The 22420-nt window shown below is 69.8% G+C and carries 16 protein-coding genes; 6 read left to right on the top strand and 10 right to left on the bottom strand.

Going from position 1 to position 22420, the window contains the following annotated elements; all coding sequences use genetic code 11:
- Nucleotides 1-121: 121 nt before the first annotated feature.
- From rsmG to IF04_RS0120265, 4 genes are all read left to right on the top strand, one after another.
- Entirely contained in the window at nt 122-847 is a 726-nt protein-coding gene (gene rsmG, locus IF04_RS0120245) for a 16S rRNA (guanine(527)-N(7))-methyltransferase RsmG (RefSeq protein ID WP_030259440.1), read from the top strand.
- A 339-nt stretch (nt 848-1186) separates the two neighbouring features.
- Nucleotides 1187-2257 carry an AAA family ATPase gene (locus IF04_RS0120250; protein ID WP_078600522.1) on the top strand — a complete coding sequence of 357 codons (1071 nt, stop codon included), beginning with the start codon at nt 1187-1189 and terminating at the stop codon, nt 2255-2257.
- Entirely contained in the window at nt 2254-3348 is a 1095-nt protein-coding gene (locus tag IF04_RS0120255; protein WP_078600524.1) for a ParB/RepB/Spo0J family partition protein, read from the top strand. Before IF04_RS0120250 ends, IF04_RS0120255 begins: the two co-directional genes overlap by 4 nt.
- A 309-nt stretch (nt 3349-3657) precedes the next feature.
- Nucleotides 3658-4275, top strand: a complete 618-nt coding sequence (locus IF04_RS0120265) for a GNAT family N-acetyltransferase (protein ID WP_030259447.1) — start codon at nt 3658-3660, stop codon at nt 4273-4275.
- Nucleotides 4276-4340: 65 nt separating this feature from the next.
- Here IF04_RS0120265 and trxA read toward each other — a convergent pair whose 3' ends face one another.
- The 7 genes from trxA to IF04_RS0120300 form a co-directional block, all read right to left on the bottom strand.
- Nucleotides 4341-4667, bottom strand: coding sequence for a thioredoxin (trxA, locus tag IF04_RS0120270; protein ID WP_030259451.1), 327 nt, complete (start codon nt 4665-4667; stop codon nt 4341-4343).
- Between the two features lie 45 nt (nt 4668-4712).
- Nucleotides 4713-5705, bottom strand: a complete 993-nt coding sequence (gene trxB / locus IF04_RS0120275) for a thioredoxin-disulfide reductase (RefSeq protein WP_030259453.1) — start codon at nt 5703-5705, stop codon at nt 4713-4715.
- Between the two features lie 142 nt (nt 5706-5847).
- Nucleotides 5848-6840 (bottom strand): anti-sigma factor family protein, encoded by a 993-nt coding sequence (locus IF04_RS0120280; protein WP_030259457.1) that lies wholly within the window; start codon nt 6838-6840, stop codon nt 5848-5850.
- On the bottom strand, nt 6837-7520 hold the full coding sequence (gene sigM / locus IF04_RS0120285) for an RNA polymerase sigma factor SigM (RefSeq protein ID WP_030259460.1): 684 nt from the start codon (nt 7518-7520) through the stop codon (nt 6837-6839). The genes IF04_RS0120280 and sigM overlap by 4 nt, the downstream gene beginning before the upstream one ends.
- A 353-nt stretch (nt 7521-7873) precedes the next feature.
- Nucleotides 7874-9574, bottom strand: coding sequence for a protein kinase family protein (locus tag IF04_RS0120290; protein ID WP_030259463.1), 1701 nt, complete (start codon nt 9572-9574; stop codon nt 7874-7876).
- Nucleotides 9575-9682: 108 nt separating this feature from the next.
- Entirely contained in the window at nt 9683-11947 is a 2265-nt protein-coding gene (gene murJ, locus IF04_RS0120295) for a murein biosynthesis integral membrane protein MurJ (protein WP_030259466.1), read from the bottom strand.
- A gap of 46 nt (nt 11948-11993) precedes the next feature.
- Nucleotides 11994-14366, bottom strand: coding sequence for a DUF6049 family protein (locus IF04_RS0120300; RefSeq protein WP_030259469.1), 2373 nt, complete (start codon nt 14364-14366; stop codon nt 11994-11996).
- A gap of 185 nt (nt 14367-14551) precedes the next feature.
- Between IF04_RS0120300 and IF04_RS0120305 the strand changes: the two genes are divergently transcribed.
- The gene (locus IF04_RS0120305; protein ID WP_030259473.1) at nt 14552-16030 is read left to right on the top strand and encodes a CCA tRNA nucleotidyltransferase; all 1479 of its coding nucleotides are present in this window, start codon (nt 14552-14554) and stop codon (nt 16028-16030) included.
- Nucleotides 16031-16056: 26 nt separating this feature from the next.
- On the opposite strand, the gene IF04_RS0120310 is transcribed toward IF04_RS0120305, so the two are convergent.
- The 3 genes from IF04_RS0120310 to IF04_RS0120320 form a co-directional block, all read right to left on the bottom strand.
- Complete coding sequence (locus tag IF04_RS0120310) at nt 16057-17379, bottom strand: MFS transporter (protein WP_051831391.1); 1323 nt, start codon at nt 17377-17379, stop codon at nt 16057-16059.
- Between the two features lie 98 nt (nt 17380-17477).
- Nucleotides 17478-18560 carry an inositol-3-phosphate synthase gene (locus IF04_RS0120315; protein WP_030259481.1) on the bottom strand — a complete coding sequence of 361 codons (1083 nt, stop codon included), beginning with the start codon at nt 18558-18560 and terminating at the stop codon, nt 17478-17480.
- 49 nt (nt 18561-18609) lie between these two features.
- Complete coding sequence (locus IF04_RS0120320) at nt 18610-19293, bottom strand: PadR family transcriptional regulator (RefSeq protein ID WP_030259483.1); 684 nt, start codon at nt 19291-19293, stop codon at nt 18610-18612.
- Between the two features lie 362 nt (nt 19294-19655).
- On the opposite strand from IF04_RS0120320, the gene IF04_RS0120325 reads away from it, so the two are divergent.
- Nucleotides 19656-22295, top strand: coding sequence for a transglycosylase domain-containing protein (locus tag IF04_RS0120325; protein ID WP_030259486.1), 2640 nt, complete (start codon nt 19656-19658; stop codon nt 22293-22295).
- Nucleotides 22296-22420: the final 125 nt, after the last annotated feature.

Below are 22420 nucleotides of genomic sequence, written 5' to 3' on the forward strand. Positions count from 1 at the left end.
CGCGTGTGTCTTTGGCCCCGTCTGTTCGCAGGCGGGGCCACGTCTTGTCAGCCTTCTGCCAGGACCGGGTCTCGATCCGGGCAAGCGGCAGGATCAGCAGTTCAGAGGAAGGGCGGTAACCGTGACGGAGTCAGCGGCGGAGCTTCCAGCGGCGCCGGAAGCGGCGCGGGAGATTTTCGGTGAGCGCTTCCCGGAGGCCGTGCGGTACGGCGAGCTGCTCGCCGACGCGGGTGTTCGGCGCGGGCTGATCGGTCCGCGTGAGGTGCCGCGGCTGTGGGAGCGGCACCTGCTGAATTGCGCGGTGCTCTCCGAGGTGGTCCCGGAGGGCGTCTCGGTGTGCGATGTGGGCTCGGGGGCCGGGCTGCCGGGCATTCCCCTGGCGCTGGTACGACCGGATTTGAAGATCACCCTGCTGGAGCCGCTGCTGCGGCGGACGAACTTCCTGCAGGAGGTCGTGGAGCTGCTGGGGCTGGATCACGTGACCGTGGTGCGGGGCCGGGCCGAAGAGGTGATGGGCAAGATTCCTCAGGTCCACGTGGTGACCGCGCGTGCCGTGGCACCGCTGGACCGGCTGGCCGGCTGGGGTGTCCCGCTGTTGCGGCCGTACGGCGAGATGCTGGCGCTCAAGGGCGACACCGCGGAGGAAGAGCTGAAGGGCGCCCGGGCGGCGCTCAGCAAGCTCGGCGTGGAGTCCACCTCGGTGGTGCACGTCGGCGAGGGCGTGGTGGATCCGCTGTCCACGGTCGTCCGTGTGGAGGTGGGCGAGAGTCCCGGCGGCGTCCGCTTCGCGGCCAAGCGCGCCAAGGCGAATCGCGCCAATCGGCCGACCCGGGGTCGTCGGCGGTAGACCGGCGCAGCACAACACCAGACGCAGACAGGAGCGCTTTCCGTCCGCCGACGGGAAGCGCTCCTGTCATGTCTGGCCAGGGGCGTCGCTCGAACCGACGAGGGCCATGCTCCATACAAACCACCAAAACGACATAAGCCGGAGTGTCGCGGGGGAATGGGACACGGCGCTGGCATCGTGTTTCACGTGAAACGTCGCTCCCTGCTGCATGGAATCATCAGTCGAGGTCGTGCGGCTGCCGCACCGCGTGGCCACCGACCCGGTCGGGTCACGGATGTATCCACAGAGGAGGATTCATCCACAGGAGACAGGGCCTCGCTGGTTCGCGACACCGAAACCATGGCAGGCTCTGAGCATTGCGAGCCTGAAGTCGAGGAGAGTGAATCCTTGCGGTCCGACGCCAACATCGCGGGACCGATGACCGATCCGGTCCCCGGTCCCCGTAGCGAGTCGCTCGGGGACGACGTTTCACGTGAAACGCCGCCCCCCATGGACGACACCCCGATCGGTCGTGCTGCTCAGCTGGCAGTCCAGGCGCTGGGTCGTGCGGGAGAGGGTCTGCCCCGCCCCGAGCAGACCCGGGTCATGGTGGTGGCCAACCAGAAGGGCGGGGTCGGCAAGACCACGACCACCGTGAACCTGGCTGCCTCACTCGCCCTGCACGGGGCACGAGTACTGGTGGTGGACCTGGACCCGCAGGGCAACGCCTCCACGGCCCTGGGGATCGACCACCACTCCGAAGTCCCCTCCATCTACGACGTGTTGGTGGAGAGCAAGCCGCTTTCCGACGTGGTGCAGCCGGTGCCGGACGTGGAGGGGCTGTTCTGTGCCCCCGCCACGATCGACCTGGCCGGTGCGGAGATCGAGCTGGTCTCGCTGGTGGCCAGGGAGAGCCGGCTGGACCGGGCCATCAAGGCGTACGAGCAGCCGCTGGACTACATCCTCATCGACTGCCCGCCCTCGCTCGGCCTGCTGACGGTCAACGCGCTGGTGGCCGGTGCCGAGGTGCTGATCCCGATCCAGTGCGAGTACTACGCGCTGGAGGGCCTGGGCCAGCTGCTGCGGAACGTCGATCTGGTCCGCGGCCATCTGAACCCCAAGCTTCACGTCTCGACGATCCTGCTGACCATGTACGACGGCCGGACCCGGCTCGCCTCCCAGGTCGCCGACGAGGTGCGCAGTCACTTCGGCAGCGAGGTACTGAGAACCAGCATCCCCCGCTCCGTGCGCATCTCTGAGGCGCCGAGCTACGGGCAGACGGTGCTCACCTATGATCCGGGCTCCAGCGGTTCGCTGTCCTATCTCGAAGCGGCGCGCGAGATCGCGCTGCGCGGGGTTTCGGGGACGGCCGGTCAGGGGCTCAGCGTGACCTATGAATCACAGCACAGCATGTCGGAGGGGAATCAGTGAGCGAACGACGTAGAGGACTGGGCCGCGGGCTCGGTGCGCTGATCCCCGCGGCACCGCAGGGTTCGGACAACGCCGGCCCGGCGGTGGGACGGGGGACGACATCGCCATCGGCGGTGCCGGTCATGGCGCCGGAGCGAGGTGTTGCCGCGGCCAAGGTGGCGGCCATCCCGGACGCTGCGGTTTCACGTGAAACGGAGGCACCGGCCGAGCCGGTGGTAAAGGACAAGGAGGGCGAGGTCGCCGGGGCGCACTTCGCCGAGCTGCCGATCGGCTCGATCACTCCCAATCCACGGCAGCCGCGTGAGGTGTTCGACGAGGACGCCCTGGCGGAGCTGATCACCTCCATCCAGGAGGTGGGCCTGCTCCAGCCGGTCGTCGTGCGGGCCACGGGCCCCGACCGGTACGAGCTCATCATGGGCGAGCGCCGCTGGCGGGCGTGCCGTGAGGCCGGTCTGGAGAAGATCCCAGCGATCGTCAGGGCGACGGACGACGAGAAGCTGCTCCTGGACGCGCTCCTGGAGAACCTCCACCGGGCTCAGCTGAACCCGCTGGAGGAAGCGGCGGCATACGACCAGCTGCTGAAGGACTTCAACTGCACGCACGACGAGCTGGCGGACCGGATCGGGCGCTCGCGTCCGCAGGTCTCCAACACCCTGCGGCTGCTGAAGCTGTCGCCGTCGGTGCAGCGGCGGGTCGCTGCCGGGGTGCTCTCGGCCGGTCATGCGCGGGCGCTGCTGTCCGTGGAGGACTCCGAGGAGCAGGACCGGCTGGCGCACCGCATCGTGGCCGAGGGGCTCTCGGTGCGGGCGGTCGAGGAGATCGTGACCCTGATGGGGTCCACGCCCAAGAGCGCGTCGAAGGCGAAGGGGCCGCGGGCGGGCACCCGAGTCTCGCCCGCCCTGACCGATCTGGCCTCGCGGCTCTCGGACCGGTTCGAGACGCGGGTGAAGGTCGACCTCGGCCAGAAGAAGGGCAAGATCGTCGTGGAGTTCGCCTCGATAGACGATCTCGACCGCATCCTGGGCACGCTGGCTCCCGGGGAGGGACGGGTGCTGGACAAGCAGCCGGAGGAGGACAGCGACGAGGCGTGAGATGCCGCCGTCCGATGTGAGGGCGGGCCGTGTGCCGGTGAGGTGACCGGAACACGGCCCGCCCTTTGCCTTTTCGCGGTACCCGGGTTCATGTTGTCCCGGTTACGATGCGTTCGGGTATGGCACGCATCCACTCGGAGTCACCTCACGACGAGGAGAGGCCATGCGATCGGTGAGCCGCACCGGATTGATGGCAGCGGGGTTCGGTCTGGGGGCCGTCGGCGGGTTCGTCGGTGGCCTGCTCAGTGAGCGCGTTCCGCTGACCGTGCCGGGAGGTGCGGTGGGCGAGGGAAGTGAGGACCTGGCTTCATGGGGCGTCGGCTCGTACCGCTCACGCTGGACAACCTTCCGGATGTCCCCAAGCGCTGCCGCTCGTGTGTCTTCTGGGAGCTCGACCCCGTCAGCGGTGAAGCCGCGGTAAAGAGCGGCCGGCCCGAGCTGGAGAAGGAAGCGTGGATCTCCGCCGTGCTGCTGGAGTGGGGTTCCTGCGGCCGGGTGGTCTATGTGGACGAGGTCCCGGTCGGCTTCGTGCTGTACGCGCCTCCGGCCTATGTGCCACGCTCCACGGCCTTTCCGACGAGCCCTGTCTCCCCCGACGCCGTGCAGCTGATGACCGCCTGGCTCATCCCCGGCTACCAGGGCCAGGGGCTGGGCAGGGTCATGGTCCAGACGGTCGCGAAGGATCTGCTGCGGCGGGGCTTCAAGGCGATCGAGGCGTTCGGTGACGCGAAGTGGACGGAGCCAGCGTGTGTGCTGCCCGCCGATCACCTGCTCGCGGTGGGCTTCAAGACCGTACGGCCGCACCCGCGCTACCCCCGGCTGCGCCTGGAGCTGCGCACGACCCTGTCGTGGAAGGAAGACGTGGAACTCGCGCTGGACCGGCTGCTGGGTGCCGTCCAGAAGGAACCGGTGCTCCGGCCCCTGTAGCGCGGACAGCGAAACGGGCCCGCCCCGGAGGGCAGGCCCGTTTCACGTGAAACATCGTGCAGAGATCAGGCGAGGAAGTCCGCCAGGTCCCGCTCGATCGCGGCCTTCGGCTTGGCGCCGACGATGGTCTTCACGACCTCGCCGCCCTGGTAGACGTTCATGGTCGGAATCGACATGACGCCGTACTTGGCGGTGGTCGCGGGGTTCTCGTCGGTGTTGAGCTTGGCGATGACGATCTCGTCGTGCTCGGAGGCGATGGCCTCCAGCGACGGGGCGACCTGGCGGCACGGACCGCACCAGGTGGCCCAGAAGTCGACGAGTACGGGCTTGTCGCTCTTGAGGACGACCTCTTCGAAGTTGGCGTCCGTGACGGTCACCGTGGCACCGGCCATGGCGTTCTCCTTACTGGGTGGGGTGTGAACAGCTGACGTTCGCGGTCAGGCGGTGGGGGTCTGCTCGGGCGCGGCAGGGGTCTGCTCGGGCTCGGCCGGCTCGCTGTCGGTGAGCGAGGCCAGGAAGCGCTCGGCGTCCAGGGCGGCGGAGCAGCCCGTGCCGGCGGCGGTGATCGCCTGACGGTAGGTGTGGTCCACGACGTCACCGGCGGCGAAGACGCCCTGGATGTTGGTGTGGGTGCTGGGCGCGTCCACCTTGAGGTAACCGTCGTCGTCCAGCTTCAGCTGGCCCTTGAACAGCTCGGTGCGCGGGTCGTGACCGATCGCGATGAACAGGCCGGTGACCGGCAGCTCGGAGGTGTCGCCGGTCTTGAGGTTGCGCAGGGTCAGACCGGAGAGCTTGTTCTCGCCGTGGATCTCGGCGACCTCGCTGTCCCAGACGAACTTGATCTTCGGGTCGGCGAACGCGCGCTCCTGCATCGCCTTGCTGGCGCGCAGGGTGTCGCGGCGGTGGACGATGGTGACGGACTTGGCGAAGCGGGAGAGGAAGGTGGCCTCCTCCATCGCGGTGTCACCGCCGCCGATGACGGCGATGTCCTGGTCCTTGAAGAAGAAGCCGTCGCAGGTGGCGCACCACGAGACGCCGCGACCGGAGAGCTCGTCCTCACGGGGCAGGCCGAGCTTGCGGTGCTGGGAGCCGGTGGTCACGATGACGGCGTGCGCGCGGTGCACGGTGCCGGCGGAGTCGGTGACCGTCTTGATGGGCTCGGAGAGGTCCACGGCGGTGACGTCATCGGGGATCAGCTCGGCGCCGAAGCGCTCGGCCTGGGCCCGCATGTTGTCCATGAGGTCCGGGCCCATGATGCCGTCCCGGAAGCCGGGGAAGTTCTCCACATCGGTGGTGTTCATCAGTGCGCCACCGGCGGTGACGGCGCCCTCGAACACCAGCGGCTTCAGCGAGGCACGGGCGGTGTAGAGCGCGGCGGTATAGCCCGCAGGCCCGGAGCCGATGATGATCACGTTACGGACGTCGCTCACGGGTGTCTTCCTTGTCTCTGCCGACTGCGTTGGGTGGGCTGGAGAAACTCTCATCCCACCCAACGGATCCTACGGGGCGAGCATTCCCGCAGTGTCCCAGCGCACCCGTAGCGGCCCGGAGCCCGGGGCCGGGTCCGGTGACTCAGCCGCGGGGGTAGCTCCCGCTGAGCAGAATCTTGCCAGGCACAGGCGGTGAGGCAGAGACGCAGGACGCCGAGACGACATAGGCGGAGACCCGCGCGGTGTCGGACGGATGGGGCAGCACGACGACGTAGGCGTCCTTGCCCTGATAGGTGTCGCGGCTCGCGGCCAGCGGCTTCTCGGGCCGTGCGAGGCCCTTGCGCACGCAGGAGGGGATCGTGTCGTCCGCACCGCGCAGTGGTGTCTGGGGCGAGCTCTGGGTACCGACATCGGGGGTCTTGCTGCGGCCGGGATCGTCGAGCAAGTCGCGCACGTGGTTGCCCAGAGTCGCGGAGCTGAGCGACCCCTCCGTGGGGCTCTGCTCGGTGGCGGTCACGCCGGGATCCTGGTCCTGTCCGGTGTTCGCGGAACCATTCTGCAGAAGGATGCCGCCGATGCCGAGCACGGCTGCGGCAGCCGCTGTGCCGAGCAGCACCTTGGGCCAGCGGTGCGCCCTCGCCGTACGGAGGCCGGAGGCCTTGCGACCGGGACCTGTGGCGGAGCGGGGGTAGCCGACCGGGCGGTCAGCGGAGATGCCACCGGAACGCACGGGCACTGTTTCACGTGAAACCGTGTCCTGCTTCTCCTCCACGGTTTCACGTGAAACCGAGCCATCATGCGTACCGGCCGACTGTCCCACGATGCGGGAGCCGTCGCCCGAGGCGGTCGATACGAGGGCGGCATCAGCGTTGGGCGCCGTGGCATCGAGCAGCGCTTCGGCCGCCAGCGCGGCGTCGATACGACCGACGACATCGTCGGGCATCCGTCCCGGACCCGGCAGCGTGCCGAGCAGTGCGCGGATCTCCTCCAGCGAGCTGTGGACGTCCTCACACAGCGGGCATCCGTCGAGATGCGCGCGGAGGTCCGCCGCGCGGGCGGGCGAAAGCAACCCGTCCGCGAGCGCGGAGATCTCCGCGACCTCCGGATGCCCGCCCGTGTCGGTCGTGGCTGTCACGCTCGCCCACCTCCGCCCTTCACGGCCCCTGAGTCATTCGGTCCTGCCGTCTGTGGGACGGATGTCCCCTGCGCCCGGTTCCTTCCCCCGCCTGAGGTGCCCTTATCCCCGTCTTCGGCGCGCAGATGGGTGAGCATCGGAAGGAGCCGGGCCCGGCCGCGCGCGCACCGGCTCTTCACCGTGCCGGTGGGGACGCCCAGTACCTCCGCGGCCTCGGCCACGGGGTAGCCCTGCATGTCGACGAGGACGATGGCCGCGCGCTGTTCGGCGGGGAGAGTGCGGAGGGCGCTGAGCAGCTCGCGGTGGAGATCCTGGCGCTCGGCCGGTACCGCGGCGGATTCGTGCGGCTCGATGAGCTGTTCCAGCCGCTCGGTCTCCGCGACCGGCGAGGTGCGCCGGGAGGCCGCCTTGCGGGCCCGGTCCAGGCAGGCGTTGACCGTGATGCGGTGCAGCCAGGTAGTGACGGCCGACTGGCCGCGGAAGGTGTGGGCGGCGCGGTAGGCGGACACCAGGGCGTCCTGCACGGCGTCGGCCGCTTCCTCGCGGTCGCCGAGGGTGCGCAGCGCCACCGCCCACAGCCGGTCACGGTGGCGCCTGACGATCTCGCCGAAGGCGTCGGGGTCACCCTCGACATGGCGGGCGAGGAGCGCCTGGTCGGAGGGGCGGACGTTATCTGCCATGGCCCGCCTCGCAGGAGCCGGCCCGGTGCGGACCGGGGAGCGCCGGCCGCGCGGACGGCACCGCGGTGCGCGTCCTGCCCGGGGCCGCCCGGGCACGGGCGTCGGCCGGGACGGCCAGGACTCCGGCCGGACCGACCTTTCCTACGACGGTGGGCATCACTGCGCCATCACGCATAACCGAACCCCTGGCGTCAAGCTGTACACGGGAGCTTACATACGGGTGCTCGGCGGTACCAGGCTGCAGGACGACGGCCACAGCGGCCGGCCGCGGGGGCGAAAGGAGGCCCGGGGAGCACCGGCGCCTCCTGGCCGCTGTCCGCATCGACATCCTGGCGCCCCCCTGCTGCCCACCCCTAGCTACGGACCTTGATCTCCTTGATCTGGCCCCGGTAGTTGCCATCGTCCTTCAACGGGAGGTCGGTGAGCCAGACCAATACGTACTGTGTCTTGATCGGCTCCTTCGCGCGCAGCGTGACCGTCTCCCCCGAGCCGTCGGCGATCTTCTTGAAGCCGTCGAGGGACGTGGGCGCACCGCTGCTGTCCTCGGAGGCGGCACGGAAGTCGAGCGAGGTGCTCCCGACGAGGTCGACCTTGACGCTGCCGACCTGCTGGACCTTGCCGAGGTCGAGAATCAGCCCCACGCCGTCCTTGAGGCCGCCGAGGTCGGAGCGGCCGTAGTAATTGCGGGTCGGCCAGGACGTGGCGGGATCCCCGTCGAGGGCCTTGGGGGCGTCCTGCGGGTTCTCCGTGCCGTCACCGCCCGGCGCCGGATCGAAGTCCACGACCTTGTCGACGCCGACGGTCTTGCCCGACGCCGTGCCGCCGTGGCCCCCGGTCGTCTCCGAGCTGCCGGAGTCGTCCTGGTTCCGGTCCTTCAGGAGCGTGTCGGCCAGCTGCCAGCTGCCGAGTCCCAGCGCGGCGATCAGCAGCGCGGAGACGCACCACTTGGCCGCCCTGCCGGTACGGCTCTGCAGCGGAGGCGGCGGGGTGGGAACAGGCCGGGTGGCCGAAGCGCCGGGTCGTCCGGCGCCGGCCTGCTGACCGTACGTGCCCTGCTGGTAGCCGGTGCGCTGGTAGGGCGGCGGGGTGGTGAAGGAGGGCTCCGGCGGGCGGATGCGTGGCATCGCGCCGACGGCCTTGGCCAGCTCCTCCGGCGTGGTGCAGGGCTGTTCCTGGCGGGATGCGGTGGCGCCGTCGTTGACGAGCGCGCGCATGGCCAGCTCCGACAGGCCGCGGTGCACACCGGCCCGCACCTGGTCGGGGGCGATCAGGCCGACGCCCTTGGGCAGCCCGGACAGGCCGTACGCGTCGTTCTCGTACGGCCAGCGCTGGGTGAGCCCGGCGTACAGCAGCGCGCCGATGGCCTCCGTGTCGGTGCGCTGCGGGTGGTCGCTGGTGATCCCGCGGAGCGCGGCCATGATGGCCAGGCCCCGGATGCGGTACTGACCGGAGGAGGTGCGCAGGACGGACCCGGGGGTCAGCCGGAGGTGTGCCAGGCCCTCACGGTGGGCGGCGGCCATGGCCTGGGAGATCTGCGTCACGAGCTGGTAGGCGTCGTGCGGTTCGAGCGGTCCGGCGGCGAGGACGGCGGTCAGTTCGGTGGCGTCCGGGAGCCATTCGTGGACGACGTAGACCAGGTCGTTCTCCTCGACGGCGTCGAGGACCTGGACGAAGCGCGGGTCGCCGAGCAGCGCGGCGGACCGCGCGGCGGAGAGCACGGGACGGGCACGCGGGTGGTCGGCGGGCAGGATGTGGACCCCGACAGCGCGGCGCAGTTTCTCGTCCACGGCACGCCAGCTGCTGAAGCCGTCCAGTCGGGTGACGCACTCCTCCAGGCGGTAGCGCCTGGCCAGCTTGTGACCGCTGTGCAGTTCGGGCGGCTGTGCCTCGGATGCTGTGGCGCTCTGCTCGCCGTCGTCCGCGGTGTCCTGTGCCGCGTCGGTCACCTTCTCGGCCTTCGTGCCGTCGGTCGTGGCCTCGTCCGCCTTGGCGGCGAGCGGTTCTCCACCGCTCGTGTCGGCCACGTCGACGGCAGCCGTGCTCCGTTCCGCCACCGTCGTTCCTGCCTCCCCATCCGTTGCATGCTCAAAAGAGCCAAGTCAATTGTGCCCACAGTCCGCCACTGTGCACGACACACGGTGGCGGACGAAGGTTGTGCTCGCTCAGCGCCCCAGCTTGCCGCGCACCATGCCGACCAGGGCGTTGAGTTCTTCGATGCGCATCTTCTTGGCGGCCGCGTAGAAGACCACCAGCAGGACGGCACCGCCGCCGACCAGCGCGACGAGCGATCCCAGCACGCCGGTCCCCAGCCCCTGGATGATCCCGTACACGGCGGCGCCGGAGAACAGGGTGGCGGGGAGGCTCGCGCCGGCCAGCCGGGCGTACGTACGCACGACGTGCGCACCGTCCAAGTCGCCGCCCATCCGCTTGCGCAGCCGGCGCCACGCCACGCCGACGCCGATGATGTACGCCAGACCGTAGGAGGCCGCCATGCCCACCACGGCCCACCGCACGGGCAGGACGAGGTAGCACAGGGCCGAGGCGGCGGCGTTGACCGCGGCGACGATCAGCGTGTTGTAGAAGGGCGTGCGGGTGTCCTCGTACGCGTAGAAGGCGCGCAGCACGACGTACTGCACGGAGTAGGGGATCAGGCCGAGGCCGAAGGCCATGAGCATGAAGCCCGTGGAGACGCCGGCTTCGGACCCGGTTCCGGCGAAGACCAGCGTGCACATCGGGATGCCGAGGGTCAGGAAGCCGAATGCGATCGGCACGACGGCCACGGCGGAGGTGCGCAGGCCCTGGGAGATGTCGTCGCGTACGGCGCCGATGTCGCCGTCGTGCGCGGAGCGTGCCAGGCGCGGCAGCAGGGCGGCCATCACGGAGACGGTGATGATCGCGTGCGGCATGTTCCAGATCAGCTGGGCGTTGGAGTACGCCATGTAGCCGGTGCCGGGGGCGCCCTGTCCGGCGGCCTTCTCACCGGCCAGCGTGGAGAGCTTCGAGACGACCAGGACGCCGGCCTGGTTGGCGAGCACGAAGAGCACGGTCCACTTGGCGAGCTTGGCGGCCTTGCCCAGGCCGTGGCCCCGCCAGTCGAACCGCGGCCGGAGCTTGAAGCCGGCGTCGCGCAGGTACGGGATCATCGCCAGCGCCTGGACGACCAGGCCGAGCAGGGTGCCGATGCCGAGCAGCCGGATGCCGGCCTCGGGGATGGTCGTGACACCGATGTGCGAGGAGCCGGCGCTGCCGTACACCCAGATGAACAGCCCGAACGTGCTGATCATGACGACGTTGTTGAGGACCGGGGTCCACATCATCGCGCCGAAGCGGCCGCGGGCGTTGAGCACCTGGCCCATGATCACGTGGATGCCCATGAAGAAGATCGTGGGCACGCAGTAGCGGGTGAAGGCGACGGCGACCTCGAAGCTGGCCGAGTCGGGTGCGAACCCGGACATCGCCCGTACCAGCCATGGCGCCGCGAACACGGCCGCGACGGTGAGGGCGCCGAGGATCACCATCACCAGGGTCAGCAGACGGTTGGCGTACGCCTCGCCGCCGTCCTCGTCCTCCTTCATCGCGCGCACCAGCTGCGGCACGAACACCGAGTTCAGGCCGCCGCCGATGGTCAGGATGAAGATCATCGTGGGCAGCGTGTAGGCCACCTGCCAGGCGTCACCGAGGACGGCGGCGCCGAGCGCGGAGGCGATCAGCGCGGACCGTACGAAGCCGGTCAGCCGGGAGACCATGGTGCCGGCGGCCATCACGGCGCTGGACTTCAGCAGGCTGCCGGCCTTGCCGCCGGTGCGTCCCTCGGGCTCCGGCGGCTCCGCTGCCGAGGCCGGCTCGGGTTCGGCCGGGGGCACGGGCTGCGGCCCGCCCGCCGGCTCGTACTGCCCGGCGGTGGGCTCGTACTGCCCACCCGGCGGTCCGTAGTGTCCGCCCGACGGCGGGTACGGGCCCGGGCCGCTGTTCTGGGCCGGTGGCCGCTGCGGTTCCGGCGCCCGCTGGTCACGGTAGAGGTGGGCGAACGCATCGGGTTCCGCCGGCCGGTCGGCGGCCTGGGTGATCAGGTCGTCCACGCCGACGAACTGGGTGGTCGCCGTGGCGTCGCCGTACAGCCGCTGCCCCGGGCCCTGCGGCTCGGGCGCCGGCGGTGCGGGCCATGCCTCCGGCCCTGGGGTATACCGGGGGGCCGGCGGCTGCTGGTAGAGCGGGTGGTCCGGCGCGGCCTGGTGCGGCGGGTGCGCAGCCCGGTCGTACAGCGCGTCGGCCACCGGGTCCTGGGCCGCGGGGTCCTGCGAGGGGAAGGGCGCCCGCGAGTAGGCGTCCTGCACATATGGGTCCGGTGCCTGCGGCGGCTGTGGGGGCCGGCCTGCGGCGTCGCCGCTCGCAGCCTGGCCGCGGTCACCGTCGTACGGCGCATTCATAGCTGCCCCACCTCATCCGTCGCCGGCCATCCGGCCCCGCCATGTATCAACGGTCCACTTTCTCACCCGAGCCGGACGCGTCCGTGCTTTCCGAACCGGTGTCCGCAGCCGGGTCACCCGGCTGCTCGGATTCGCCGTCCGAGGGCCGGCCGTCGTCGTCCGTGCCGTCGCGGTCCGGGGTGCCGTCCCCGTCGTCCGAGCCGGCGCCGCCGTCGGTGCCGCCGTCCGTACCGTCCCCGCCGTCGGTGCCGTCGTCGTCCTCGCGGGCCGCCGCGCGCTTGCGCTGCAGGTAGATCCGTACGCCGGCGAGGACGAGCAGCAGCACGCCGCCCGCGATGACGAGCATGACCGTAGCGGTGATCTCGGTGACGTTCACCTCGAAGGTCATCGCCCGCCCGTACCGCTTGCCGTCGGCGGTGTAGAGCTGCGCGGTGACCTGCACCGGGCCGTTCGCGTGCGCGGTGGTGTCGAACTTGAAGGACTGGCTGTGCCCGCCCTCGACGTCGATCGTCTGCGGTTCACCCACGTCCAGACGGTTGGGCTGGGAGGAAGTGAGCCGCAGCGTCATGCCCTCGACGCCCCGGACGAGGTTGTTCTGCACCGTGACGGGAATCGTGGCGCTGCGCCCGGAGAGCGTGGCGTCCGACTTCTGGATCAGATGCACCTTGGTCGTCAGGCCGTCCAGATAGCTGCGGACGGACTTGCGGAACGCCTTGGCGCCCTTGGCGTCGCCGCGCCACGACGTCGACATCATCCGCATGATCGCGTTGCCGAAGGGGGTCTCGACCCGCCACGGCTCGGCCAGGATGACCTCGAAGTCGTCCAGCGCGGTACGCGTCTCCTGTGCCTGCCGGAACGCGGCCGCGGGCAGCTCGTGCTTGCGCAGCGAGGCCGGGTACGAGGCGGGGCCGGGCACCTGGCGCGTGGCGTTCCGGTCGGGCTTGGCCTTGGCCGCGTCGCTGAGGTCCTGCGCCTCGGCCCAGCCGCTGTCGTCCAACGCCCGCACGGCCTTCGCCATCGCCTGGGCCTGGCTCGCGGTGGGCATCCGCTGGGGCGCCACCACGACGCTGCGCTGCCGTGACGGGTCCTGAAGATTGATCATCAGGGTCTGGGAGAGGAAGTTCTGCACCGCCAGGGTCGCCGAGCCGGCCTTGGACAGGTCACCGGTGAAGGCGGTGGACAGCCCGGCGTCCGCGACGACGGCGGTGTTGCCGCCGCCGATGGGCCGGGCGGAGGTGGGGGTGTAGGACAGGCCGTTCTCCCGCATGCTGTCGCTGCGGGCGATGACGTTGTGCGCCCCCGCCGAGGTCGCCACGTCCACGACGGAGGAGTCCACGGCGCCGTCGACGGGCCAGGCGAAGTCGTTGCGCGCCTTCACGCCCGGGAGGACGGTGTCCACGGTCTTCGACGCGAGCTCGGTGGCCGGGCCGAGGTGGCCCAGCGCGCTCGGTACGGCCTTGCCCTCGTGCGCCAGCGAGGCGATGTCGGGGTCGCCGAACGGCAGCGCGATGACCTCGTGGGCCTGGACCGCCTGCTCCAGATCGCTCAGCCACTGCTTGGCCACGTCCTGGTTCCGGCCCGGCCTGGTCGTGCCGTTCGGCCCCTCGACCTTGTACCGGCCGGTCATGGCGTCGACCGAGGCCAGCAGGTCGGGATCGACGACGAAGGTGACCGGAAGGTCCTTACCGAGGGCGACGAGCTGCTGCAGCCGGCCGCCCGGCGCGATCTCGGCCGCCAGCTTGTCGTCGCGGAAGATCGGGGTCTGCTGTTCGTCGCCCTCGGTCTCCGCGGTGAGGTGCGTCTTGGAGATCAGCGGCCACAGGTACGTGAGGTCGGTCTTCTTCGGCGCGTCGGCCTCCTGCCAGGGCAGGAAGGTGCGCTCGATGCCGAGCACCTGCTCGTACGGGGCGCTCCTGGAGCGGCCGGAGAAGGAGACGCCGAGCTGGTAGACGCCGTCCTTGCTCAGACGCAGCTTCTTCACCGGGACGCGCAGGGTGAAGGGCTGGGAGACTCCCGGCTTCAGCGCCTTGATCTTCTCCGTCTTGCCGCCGACCTCCTGGCCGTCCAGGCCCGCGGAGTAGCCGGTGCGCCGGGCCACGTCGTCGATGGAGCTGCGGTTGTTCAGTACGGGGCCGCGGCGCAGACCGATGTGGCCGCCGGTGATCGTCGCGCGGCCCTCGTTGGTGATGCTGCCGGAGACGGTGACCGCGTCGTCGTCCTTGCCGGGCGCCGGCGGGGTGAGCGAGTCGATGTCGACGTCGACCGTCCGGGAGCCGGAGGGTGCGGCTTGCGCTTCCTGCGCCGCGGGGACCTGCAGCAGTCCGGCCAGCAGCGGCGCACCGGCGACCAGCGCAGCGGCCCGTCGCAGCCATCGACCACGCGGCCGTTCGGTCACCTGGAACCCTGCCGCCTCGGCCACGCGCTCGCCCGTCCCTCGTCGTCGTCAGTGGTCGTCGCAATATGCGTCCACGCATGGTAACGATGACTGCTGTGGCGAAGTGCTGCGGACTGCTCCACCTGCTCGGGTGGGCGGCCGGTCTCCGCGAACTCGTCCCCTTTATACGTGTCCGCCTCGCGCGGCGCGGGCACGTACCCTGTCCTGTTGTGCCGAACGCCAACAATGACACCCACGCCCCGCAGACCGAGCGCAGCGCACAGTCGACGCAGGCGCTGAATCAGGTCCAGCGCCGCGCCGTCAGCGAGCTGCTGCGCGTGTCGCCCGTCGCGGACGATCTGGCCCGCCGTTTTCAGGAGGCCGGGTTCACTCTTGCCCTGGTCGGCGGTTCAGTGCGGGATGCCTTGCTGGGCCGGCTCGGCAATGACCTGGACTTCACCACCGACGCCCGGCCCGAGGACGTTCTGAAGATCGTCCGGCCGTGGGCGGACGCGGTGTGGGAGGTCGGCATCGCCTTCGGCACGGTCGGCTGCAAGAAGGACTCCTTCGACATCGAGGTCACGACGTACCGCTCGGAGGCGTACGACCGGACCTCCCGCAAGCCCGAGGTGTCCTACGGCGACTCGATCGAGGACGATCTGGTGCGCCGGGACTTCACGGTGAACGCGATGGCCGTGGCGCTCCCGGAGAAGGAGTTCATCGACCCGCACAACGGTCTGGAGGACCTCGCGGCGCAGGTGTTGCGCACGCCGGGCACCCCCCAGGAGTCCTTCTCGGACGACCCGCTGCGGATGATGCGGGCGGCGCGCTTCGCCGCGCAGCTGGACTTCACGGTGGCGTCCGAGGTCGTGGCCGCGATGAAGGAGATGGCGGATCGGATCGACATCGTCTCCGCCGAGCGGGTGCGTGACGAACTGAACAAGCTGATCCTGGGTGCGTACCCCCGCAAGGGGCTCGCGCTCCTGGTCGAGAGCGGCATCGCCGACCGGGTCCTGCCGGAGCTGCCGGCGCTGCGGCTGGAGCGTGACGAGCATCACCGTCACAAGGATGTCTACGAGCACTCGCTGACCGTCCTGGATCAGGCCATCGACCTGGAGGAGGACGGCCCGGACCTGGTGCTGCGGCTGGCGGCGCTGCTGCACGACATCGGAAAGCCGAAGACCCGGCGATTCGAGAAGGACGGCCGGGTCTCCTTCCACCACCACGAGGTGGTCGGCGCGAAGATGACCAAGAAGCGGATGACCGCGCTGAAGTACTCCAACGAGATGGTCAAGGACGTCGCGCGGCTGGTGGAGCTGCACCTGCGCTTCCACGGCTACGGCACGGGTGAGTGGACCGACTCGGCTGTCCGCCGGTACGTACGGGACGCCGGCCCGCTGCTGACGCGGCTGCACAAGCTGACCCGCTCGGACTGCACCACGCGGAACAAGCGCAAGGCCAACGCGCTCTCGCGGGCGTACGACGGGCTCGAGGAGCGCATCGCACGGCTGCAGGAGCAGGAGGAGCTGGACGCGATCCGGCCGGACCTGGACGGCAACGACATCATGCAGGTACTGGACATCGCGCCCGGGCCGGGCGTCGGCAAGGCGTACAAGTACCTGCTGGAGCTGCGGCTGGAGAACGGCCCGATGGGCCGGGACGCGGCGGTCGCGGCGCTCAAGGAATGGTGGGCCCAGCAGCAGAGCTGATCCCGGCGGCCGGCGTGTCCGGCCGCTCATGTTTCACGTGAAACACCCCACGCATCGCCCCGGTCGTCCTTCGGCCGGGGCGATGTTTCACGTGAAACACGAGCCCGCGCCATAGCGAGCGCGACGGCCAGATGGATTACCGCCACCCCGATGATCAGTACGGAAGAGCGGCCGTCGGGCGGCAGTATGAGGGCCGCCACCCCGGCCGCGCCGACGAAGGAGACGTGGAAGAGCACGTCGTAGAGGGAGAACACCCGGCCGCGGTATGCGTCGTCGACGGCGGACTGGACTTCCGTGTCCGTGGCGATCTTCGCGCTCTGAGTGGTGAGGCCGAGAACAAAGGCGGCGACGAGTACCGGTGCCAGCGCGAAGGACAGACCGAGCGCGGGGACCAGTACCGCGGCGGCGCCGGCACAGACCGCGATCCAGCCGGTGGCGGTCAGCCGGGTGACCGCCCAGGGGGACAGCAACGCGGCAGCGAAGAATCCGGCGCCGGACGCGGCGAGTGCGAACCCCAGCGTTGTCATCCCGTCGGGCCCGTTCTGCGGCCAGTAGGCACGGCACAGCATCAGCACGGTGACCGTCAGCGCGCCGTAGCAGAAGCGCATCAGCGCCATCGCGGCCAGCGCCCGGGCGGCGGACCGGCGCTCCCTGAGGTGCCTCAGTCCTGCCGCGAGCCCGCGAGCGGTGCTCAGCAGGGCGGCGGAGACACGCGGTGCGACCTGGCGAGGGTCCGGGCCGAGGAGCGCCGCGGGGATGCGCAGCGCGACGAGTGCGGCGCAGAGATAGAGGAGGGCACCGAGCAGGACGGCGACCGCGTCGGATTCCACGCCGGCGAGCCGTACGGCGAAGGCCAGGCCACCCCCCACCGTGGCGGCGAGCGTGCCGGCCGTGGGGGACAGGGAGTTGGCCACCACCAGCGCCTCGGCGTTGTCGACGACCCGGGGCAGCGCGGCCGACAGACCGGCCAGGACGAAGCGGTTGACCGCGGTGACGCTGAGGGCGGAGGCGTAGAAGAGCCAGTCCGGCGCGCCGGTCAGCAGCAGCACCGCGGTCGCGGCGGCCAGGACCGTACGCAGCAAGTTGCCGTGGAGCAGGACCTGGCGGCGGCGCCAGCGGTCCAGGAGCACTCCGGCGAACGGCCCGAGCACGGAGTACGGGAGCAGCAGTACCGCCATGGCGGAGGCGATGGCCGCGGGAGACGCTTGCCGCTCGGGGGAGAAGACGACGTAGGAGGCCAGGGCGACCTGGTACACGCCGTCGGCGGCCTGGGAGAGGAGCCGGACGGCCAGCAGCCGGCGGAAATCGCGGCGGCGGAGGAGCACGCGGAGGGCACGCACGGCGGACATGGGCCACAGCCTCACACAGGCCGCGGGCCCCTGGGGAGATTCCCAAGGGCCCGCGGTCAGGACGGTGCGGTCGCGGCGGCGTCCGCAGTCGCGCTACCTCAGCGCTCGACCTCGCCCTTGATGAACTTCTCGACGTTGTCCCGGGCCTCGTTGTCGAAGTACTGGACCGGCGGGGACTTCATGAAGTACGAGGAAGCGGAGAGGATCGGGCCGCCGATGCCGCGGTCCTTGGCGATCTTCGCGGCGCGCAGCGCGTCGATGATGACGCCCGCGGAGTTCGGGGAGTCCCAGACCTCGAGCTTGTACTCCAGGTTCAGCGGGACGTCACCGAAGGCGCGACCCTCCAGGCGGACGTAGGCCCACTTGCGGTCGTCCAGCCAGGCGACGAAGTCCGAGGGACCGATGTGGACGTTGTCCGCGCCCATGTCACGGTCGGTGATCTGGGAGGTGACAGCCTGCGTCTTGGAGATCTTCTTGGACTCCAGGCGCTCGCGCTCGAGCATGTTCTTGAAGTCCATGTTGCCGCCGACGTTCAGCTGCATCGTGCGGTCCAGGATGACGCCCCGGTCCTCGAAGAGCTTGGCCATCACGCGGTGCGTGATGGTGGCGCCCACCTGGGACTTGATGTCGTCACCGACGATCGGGACGCCCGCCTCGGTGAACTTGTCCGCCCACTCCTTGGTGCCGGCGATGAAGACCGGGAGGGCGTTGACGAAGGCGACCTTGGCGTCGATGGCGCACTGGGCGTAGTACTTCGCGGCGTCCTCGGAGCCGACGGGGAGGTAGCACACCAGGACGTCGACCTGCTGGTCCTTGAGGACCTGGACGACGTCGACGGGGGCCTCGGCGGACTCCTCGATGGTCTGGCGGTAGTACTTGCCGAGGCCGTCGAGGGTGTGGCCGCGCTGCACGGTCACGCCGGAGCGCGGCACGTCACAGATCTTGATGGTGTTGTTCTCGCTGGCGCCGATGGCGTCGGCGAGGTCGAGGCCGACCTTCTTGGCGTCGACGTCGAAGGCAGCCACGAACTCGATGTCCCGCACGTGGTAGTCACCGAACTGCACGTGCATCAGACCGGGCACGCGGCTGTCCGGGTCGGCGTCCTTGTAGTACTCGACGCCCTGTACCAACGATGCGGCGCAGTTGCCCACGCCGACGACGGCTACGCGAACCGAACCCATTCCGGTTGCTCCCTGTTTGTTCTCGACGCGGCTCCGCGGCTGCGGAGCCTCATGTTGCGGTGTCATCGGACGGATCCGGCCGGGATCCACCCCGGTGTCGGGGCAGGCCGCCCGTCTCTCCTGACTCGTTCCGGTCCGGGGCTGCGGCATCCGGGGCACGCTGGTCGCGCCCGGCCCGCTCGCTCTCGATCAGCTCGTTCAGCCAGCGCACTTCGCGTTCCACGGACTCCATGCCGTGCCGCTGCAGCTCGAGGGTGTAGTCATCGAGCCGCTCGCGGCTGCGGGCCAGGGAGGCGCGCATCTTTTCGAGGCGCTCCTCCAGGCGGCTGCGCCGGCCCTCCAGTACACGCATGCGTACATCGCGCGAGGTCTGCCCGAAGAAGGCAAACCGGACACCGAAGTGCTCGTCCTCCCAGGCGTCGGGCCCGGAGTGGGAGAGCAGCTCTTCGAAGTGCGCCTTCCCCTCCGCCGTCAGCCGGTAGACGATCTTGGCTCGGCGTCCCGCGAGTGACGCGGCCGGGGCGGCGCCCTGGGCCGTGTCTCCCCCGGTCTCCTCGGCCAGCCAGCCGTGCGCGACCAAGGATTTCAGGCAGGGGTAGAGCGTGCCGTAGCTGAACGCTCGGAAAACGCCCAGCGAAGTATTGAGCCGCTTCCGCAGCTCGTAGCCGTGCATGGGGGACTCGCGCAGCAGGCCGAGCACGGCGAATTCGAGGATGCCGGACCGTCTGCTCATCCTCCGCCTCCCCAGCTGTGTGCGCTCTTTATGCCGAGCTGATGTATCGACTCGATACATCCAGACGATAGAACGGGCAGCTGAGTGGGACAAGGGCGGGGACGGTGAACGGCATCACATCGCCGATTCGCTGTAGCCAACGTGACTGATTTGGAGTGAATTTCGAGGCTGGGCAGGTTTTGGCCGTGCGTAGTCTGTGCGGCATGCAGACTGCCGGGAACCAAGTGGCGAGAAGTGGCGTCTCCGTCCCCGGTGTAGTGCGGCCCGTGCGACCAATGCGGGCCGTGTTGTCGGGGGGACCTGAAGTGAACTGCCGCCTTCAGGCGATGAGATAGCGCGCCTGCCCGAGGAGTAACCGTTCCATGAGCGAGCACCGTCGCAAACCGCCGCAGCCGCAAGGTGGCGGACGTGCCGCGGCCCGACGCGCCGCACAGCAACAATCGAGTGGCCGCCGAGCCGCGCCGTCGCGCGGTTCCAGCAGGGCGTCCGCTTCTGCTGCCGCTTCCCCGTCCGGCGTGCCCGAGCAGGAGCCTCCCTACCAGGGGCGGGCGGCCGCGCGCCGGGCTGCGCAACGCGGCGGGCGCCGGAGGGCGCCCGAAGCGGCGGCGGCCGGAGGGGCCGGCCGCGGCGGCCGGCGCTCCGGCGGCGGTGCGGGCGGCGATGGCCACCCGCCCAAGAAGCGGTTCATCGACTACCCGCGCGCGGGCAAGTACGGGGCGCGCCGCTGGGTGCCGTCCTGGCGCCTCGTGCTGGGCAGCTGCCTGGGCTTCATCGCGCTCGTGCTCGGCCTGTCCGGCATCGCGCTGGCATACGTCGACGTTCCCGACGCGCAGAAGCTGGCGAAGGTCCAGAAGAACGTCTACTACTGGTCCGACAACAAGCCGATGGTCGTCGCCGGTGGTGGTGAGCTCAACCGCCAGATCGTGCCGATCAGCCAGATCCCCAAGGCGATGCAGGACGCGGTGATCTCCGCGGAGAACGCCTCGTTCGAGACGGACTCGGGTGTCGACCCGATGGGTATCGCCCGCGCGGTGGTCAAGATGGCCATGGGCGGCGAGACCCAGAGTGGCTCGACGATTACGCAGCAGTACGTGAAGAACACGTACCTGAACCAGGAGCAGACGCTCAAGCGCAAGATCACCGAGCTGTTCATCTCGATAAAGGTGGGCGCCTCGGAGCCCAAGCCCAAGATCCTGGCCGGGTACCTCAACACGGCGTACTACGGGCGTGGCGCCTACGGCATCCAGGCCGCGTCGCGCGCCTACTACAACAAGGACAGCGAAGACCTCAACAGGAGTGAGAGCGCCTTCCTCTCCTCGCTGCTCAACGGCCCCAACCTCTACGACCCGTTCGTCACGACGGAGAGCAAGAACGCGAACTACAAGCGGGCCAAGGCGCGCTGGTCGTGGACGCTGGACCGGGAGGTCCAGGTGGGCCGGCTGTCCAAGGCGGCACGGGCCAAGATCACGGACGACGACTTCCCCATGCCGCGGCCGCCGAAGAAGGCGATGGACCTGCGGGGGCAGAAGGGCTACCTCGTCGACCTCGCCAACAACTACATCACCGCCAACACGAACATCTCGGATGCCCAGCTGAAGCAGGGCGGCTACGCGATTCACACCACCTTCGACCGCAAGAAGATGGGTGAACTGACCAAGGCTGTCGAGAACGTCTCCAAGAAGGCGCTGAATCCCGAGCAGCGGGCGGTCGACAAGTACGTGCAGTTCGGCGGGGCCTCGGTCGAGCCGAAGACCGGAAAGATCGTCGCCATCTACGGCGGCAAGGACGCGACGGAGCACTACACCAACAACGCCGACTACACCGGTGTCCAGGTCGGCTCCACGTTCAAGCCATTCGTGCTGGCCGCGGCGATGGACAAGGGAGTGCGGGACCCGGACAACCCGGCCGTCCGCACTCCCGTGTCGCCGAACAGCATGTACAACGGCAACAACAAGGTGCGGCTGCTCAACTACGACGGAACCGTCTGGCACGACCGGGACGGCAAGGAGTGGCACCAGGCCAACGACGGCAATGAGGACAAGGGCCGCGTCAGCCTGCGCACCGCCATGCAGTACTCGGTGAACACGCCCTACATCCAGCTGGGCATGGACGTCGGCACCGACGTGGTGAAGCAGGAGGCCATCGCCGCCGGTCTGCGGGACGACAACAGCATGGCGCGGACCACGCCGACCTTCTCCCTGGGCACCTCGGCGCCCAGCGCCATCCGGCTGGCCGGTGCGTACGCCACCTTCGCCGCCAGCGGCGAGCAGACCGACCCGTACTCCGTCGAGTCGGTGACCAAGGACGGCACCAGCTACTACAAGCACGAGTCGAAGACCAAGACGGCCTTCGACCCGAACGTGGCCAACAACGTCACGGACGTGCTCAAGAACGTGATCAAGAAGGGCACCGGTACGGCGGCGCAGCTGCCGGACGGCCGCGAGGCGGCCGGCAAGACCGGTACCACCGATGACAACAAGTCGGCGTGGTTCGCGGGCTACACCAAGCAGCTGGCCACCACGATCGGCATGTGGCGCGTCAACGACCAGGCGAAGTCGCAGCGCTTCCTGAAGATGTACGGCGTCGGCGGCGAGGAGAAGATCCACGGAGCTTCGTTCCCCTCGCAGATCTGGCGCGACTACATGATGCGGGCGATGCAGGGCGAGCCAATGGAGGCGTTCCCGCAGCCGCAGCCGATCGGCAAGGTCGTCTACGGCGAGAGCGCCAGCCCGAAGCCGACCCCGACGAAGACCGAGGAGAAGCCGACGGAGGAGCCGTCGGAGACGCCTTCGGAAAGCCCGAGCGAGTCCTCCCCCAGCCCGTCGCCGAGCGACACCTGCTCGCCCTGGGACCTGGGCTGTAAGGACGACGGAGGCCAGGACGGCGGCCCGACCGGTGACCCGGCCGATCCCGGCGGCGAGACCTCGCCACCGGCCACCGAGCCACCCGGCGGCGATGACGGCGGTGGTTTCTTCGGAGGCCCGGACGGCTTCGAGAACTGACCGCGCGCTGTTTCACGTGAAACGCTCGACTGGTTTCACGTGAAACAGCGGATGCGAAACGACGAGCCCCCGACCCGGCATGCCCGGGCGGGGGCTTCGCCGTCTCCGGCACAGGGACGTGCGGC

This window comes from Streptomyces violens, assembly GCF_000717745.1.
GTDB classification, from domain to species: domain Bacteria; phylum Actinomycetota; class Actinomycetes; order Streptomycetales; family Streptomycetaceae; genus Streptomyces; species Streptomyces violens.

What these genes read in the sequence shown, in the direction of transcription:
- IF04_RS0120250 (WP_078600522.1), top strand. Translation starts at nt 1,187, where the DNA reads ATGGCAGGCTCTGAGCATTGCGAGCCTGAAGTCGAGGAGAGTGAATCC.
- IF04_RS0120265 (WP_030259447.1), top strand. Translation starts at nt 3,658, where the DNA reads ATGGGGCGTCGGCTCGTACCGCTCACGCTGGACAACCTTCCGGATGTC.
- trxA (WP_030259451.1), bottom strand. Translation starts at nt 4,667, where the DNA reads ATGGCCGGTGCCACGGTGACCGTCACGGACGCCAACTTCGAAGAGGTC.
- sigM (WP_030259460.1), bottom strand. Translation starts at nt 7,520, where the DNA reads ATGGCAGATAACGTCCGCCCCTCCGACCAGGCGCTCCTCGCCCGCCAT.
- murJ (WP_030259466.1), bottom strand. Translation starts at nt 11,947, where the DNA reads ATGAATGCGCCGTACGACGGTGACCGCGGCCAGGCTGCGAGCGGCGAC.
- IF04_RS0120310 (WP_051831391.1), bottom strand. Translation starts at nt 17,379, where the DNA reads ATGTCCGCCGTGCGTGCCCTCCGCGTGCTCCTCCGCCGCCGCGATTTC.
- IF04_RS0120315 (WP_030259481.1), bottom strand. Translation starts at nt 18,560, where the DNA reads ATGGGTTCGGTTCGCGTAGCCGTCGTCGGCGTGGGCAACTGCGCCGCA.
- IF04_RS0120320 (WP_030259483.1), bottom strand. Translation starts at nt 19,293, where the DNA reads ATGAGCAGACGGTCCGGCATCCTCGAATTCGCCGTGCTCGGCCTGCTG.
- IF04_RS0120325 (WP_030259486.1), top strand. Translation starts at nt 19,656, where the DNA reads ATGAGCGAGCACCGTCGCAAACCGCCGCAGCCGCAAGGTGGCGGACGT.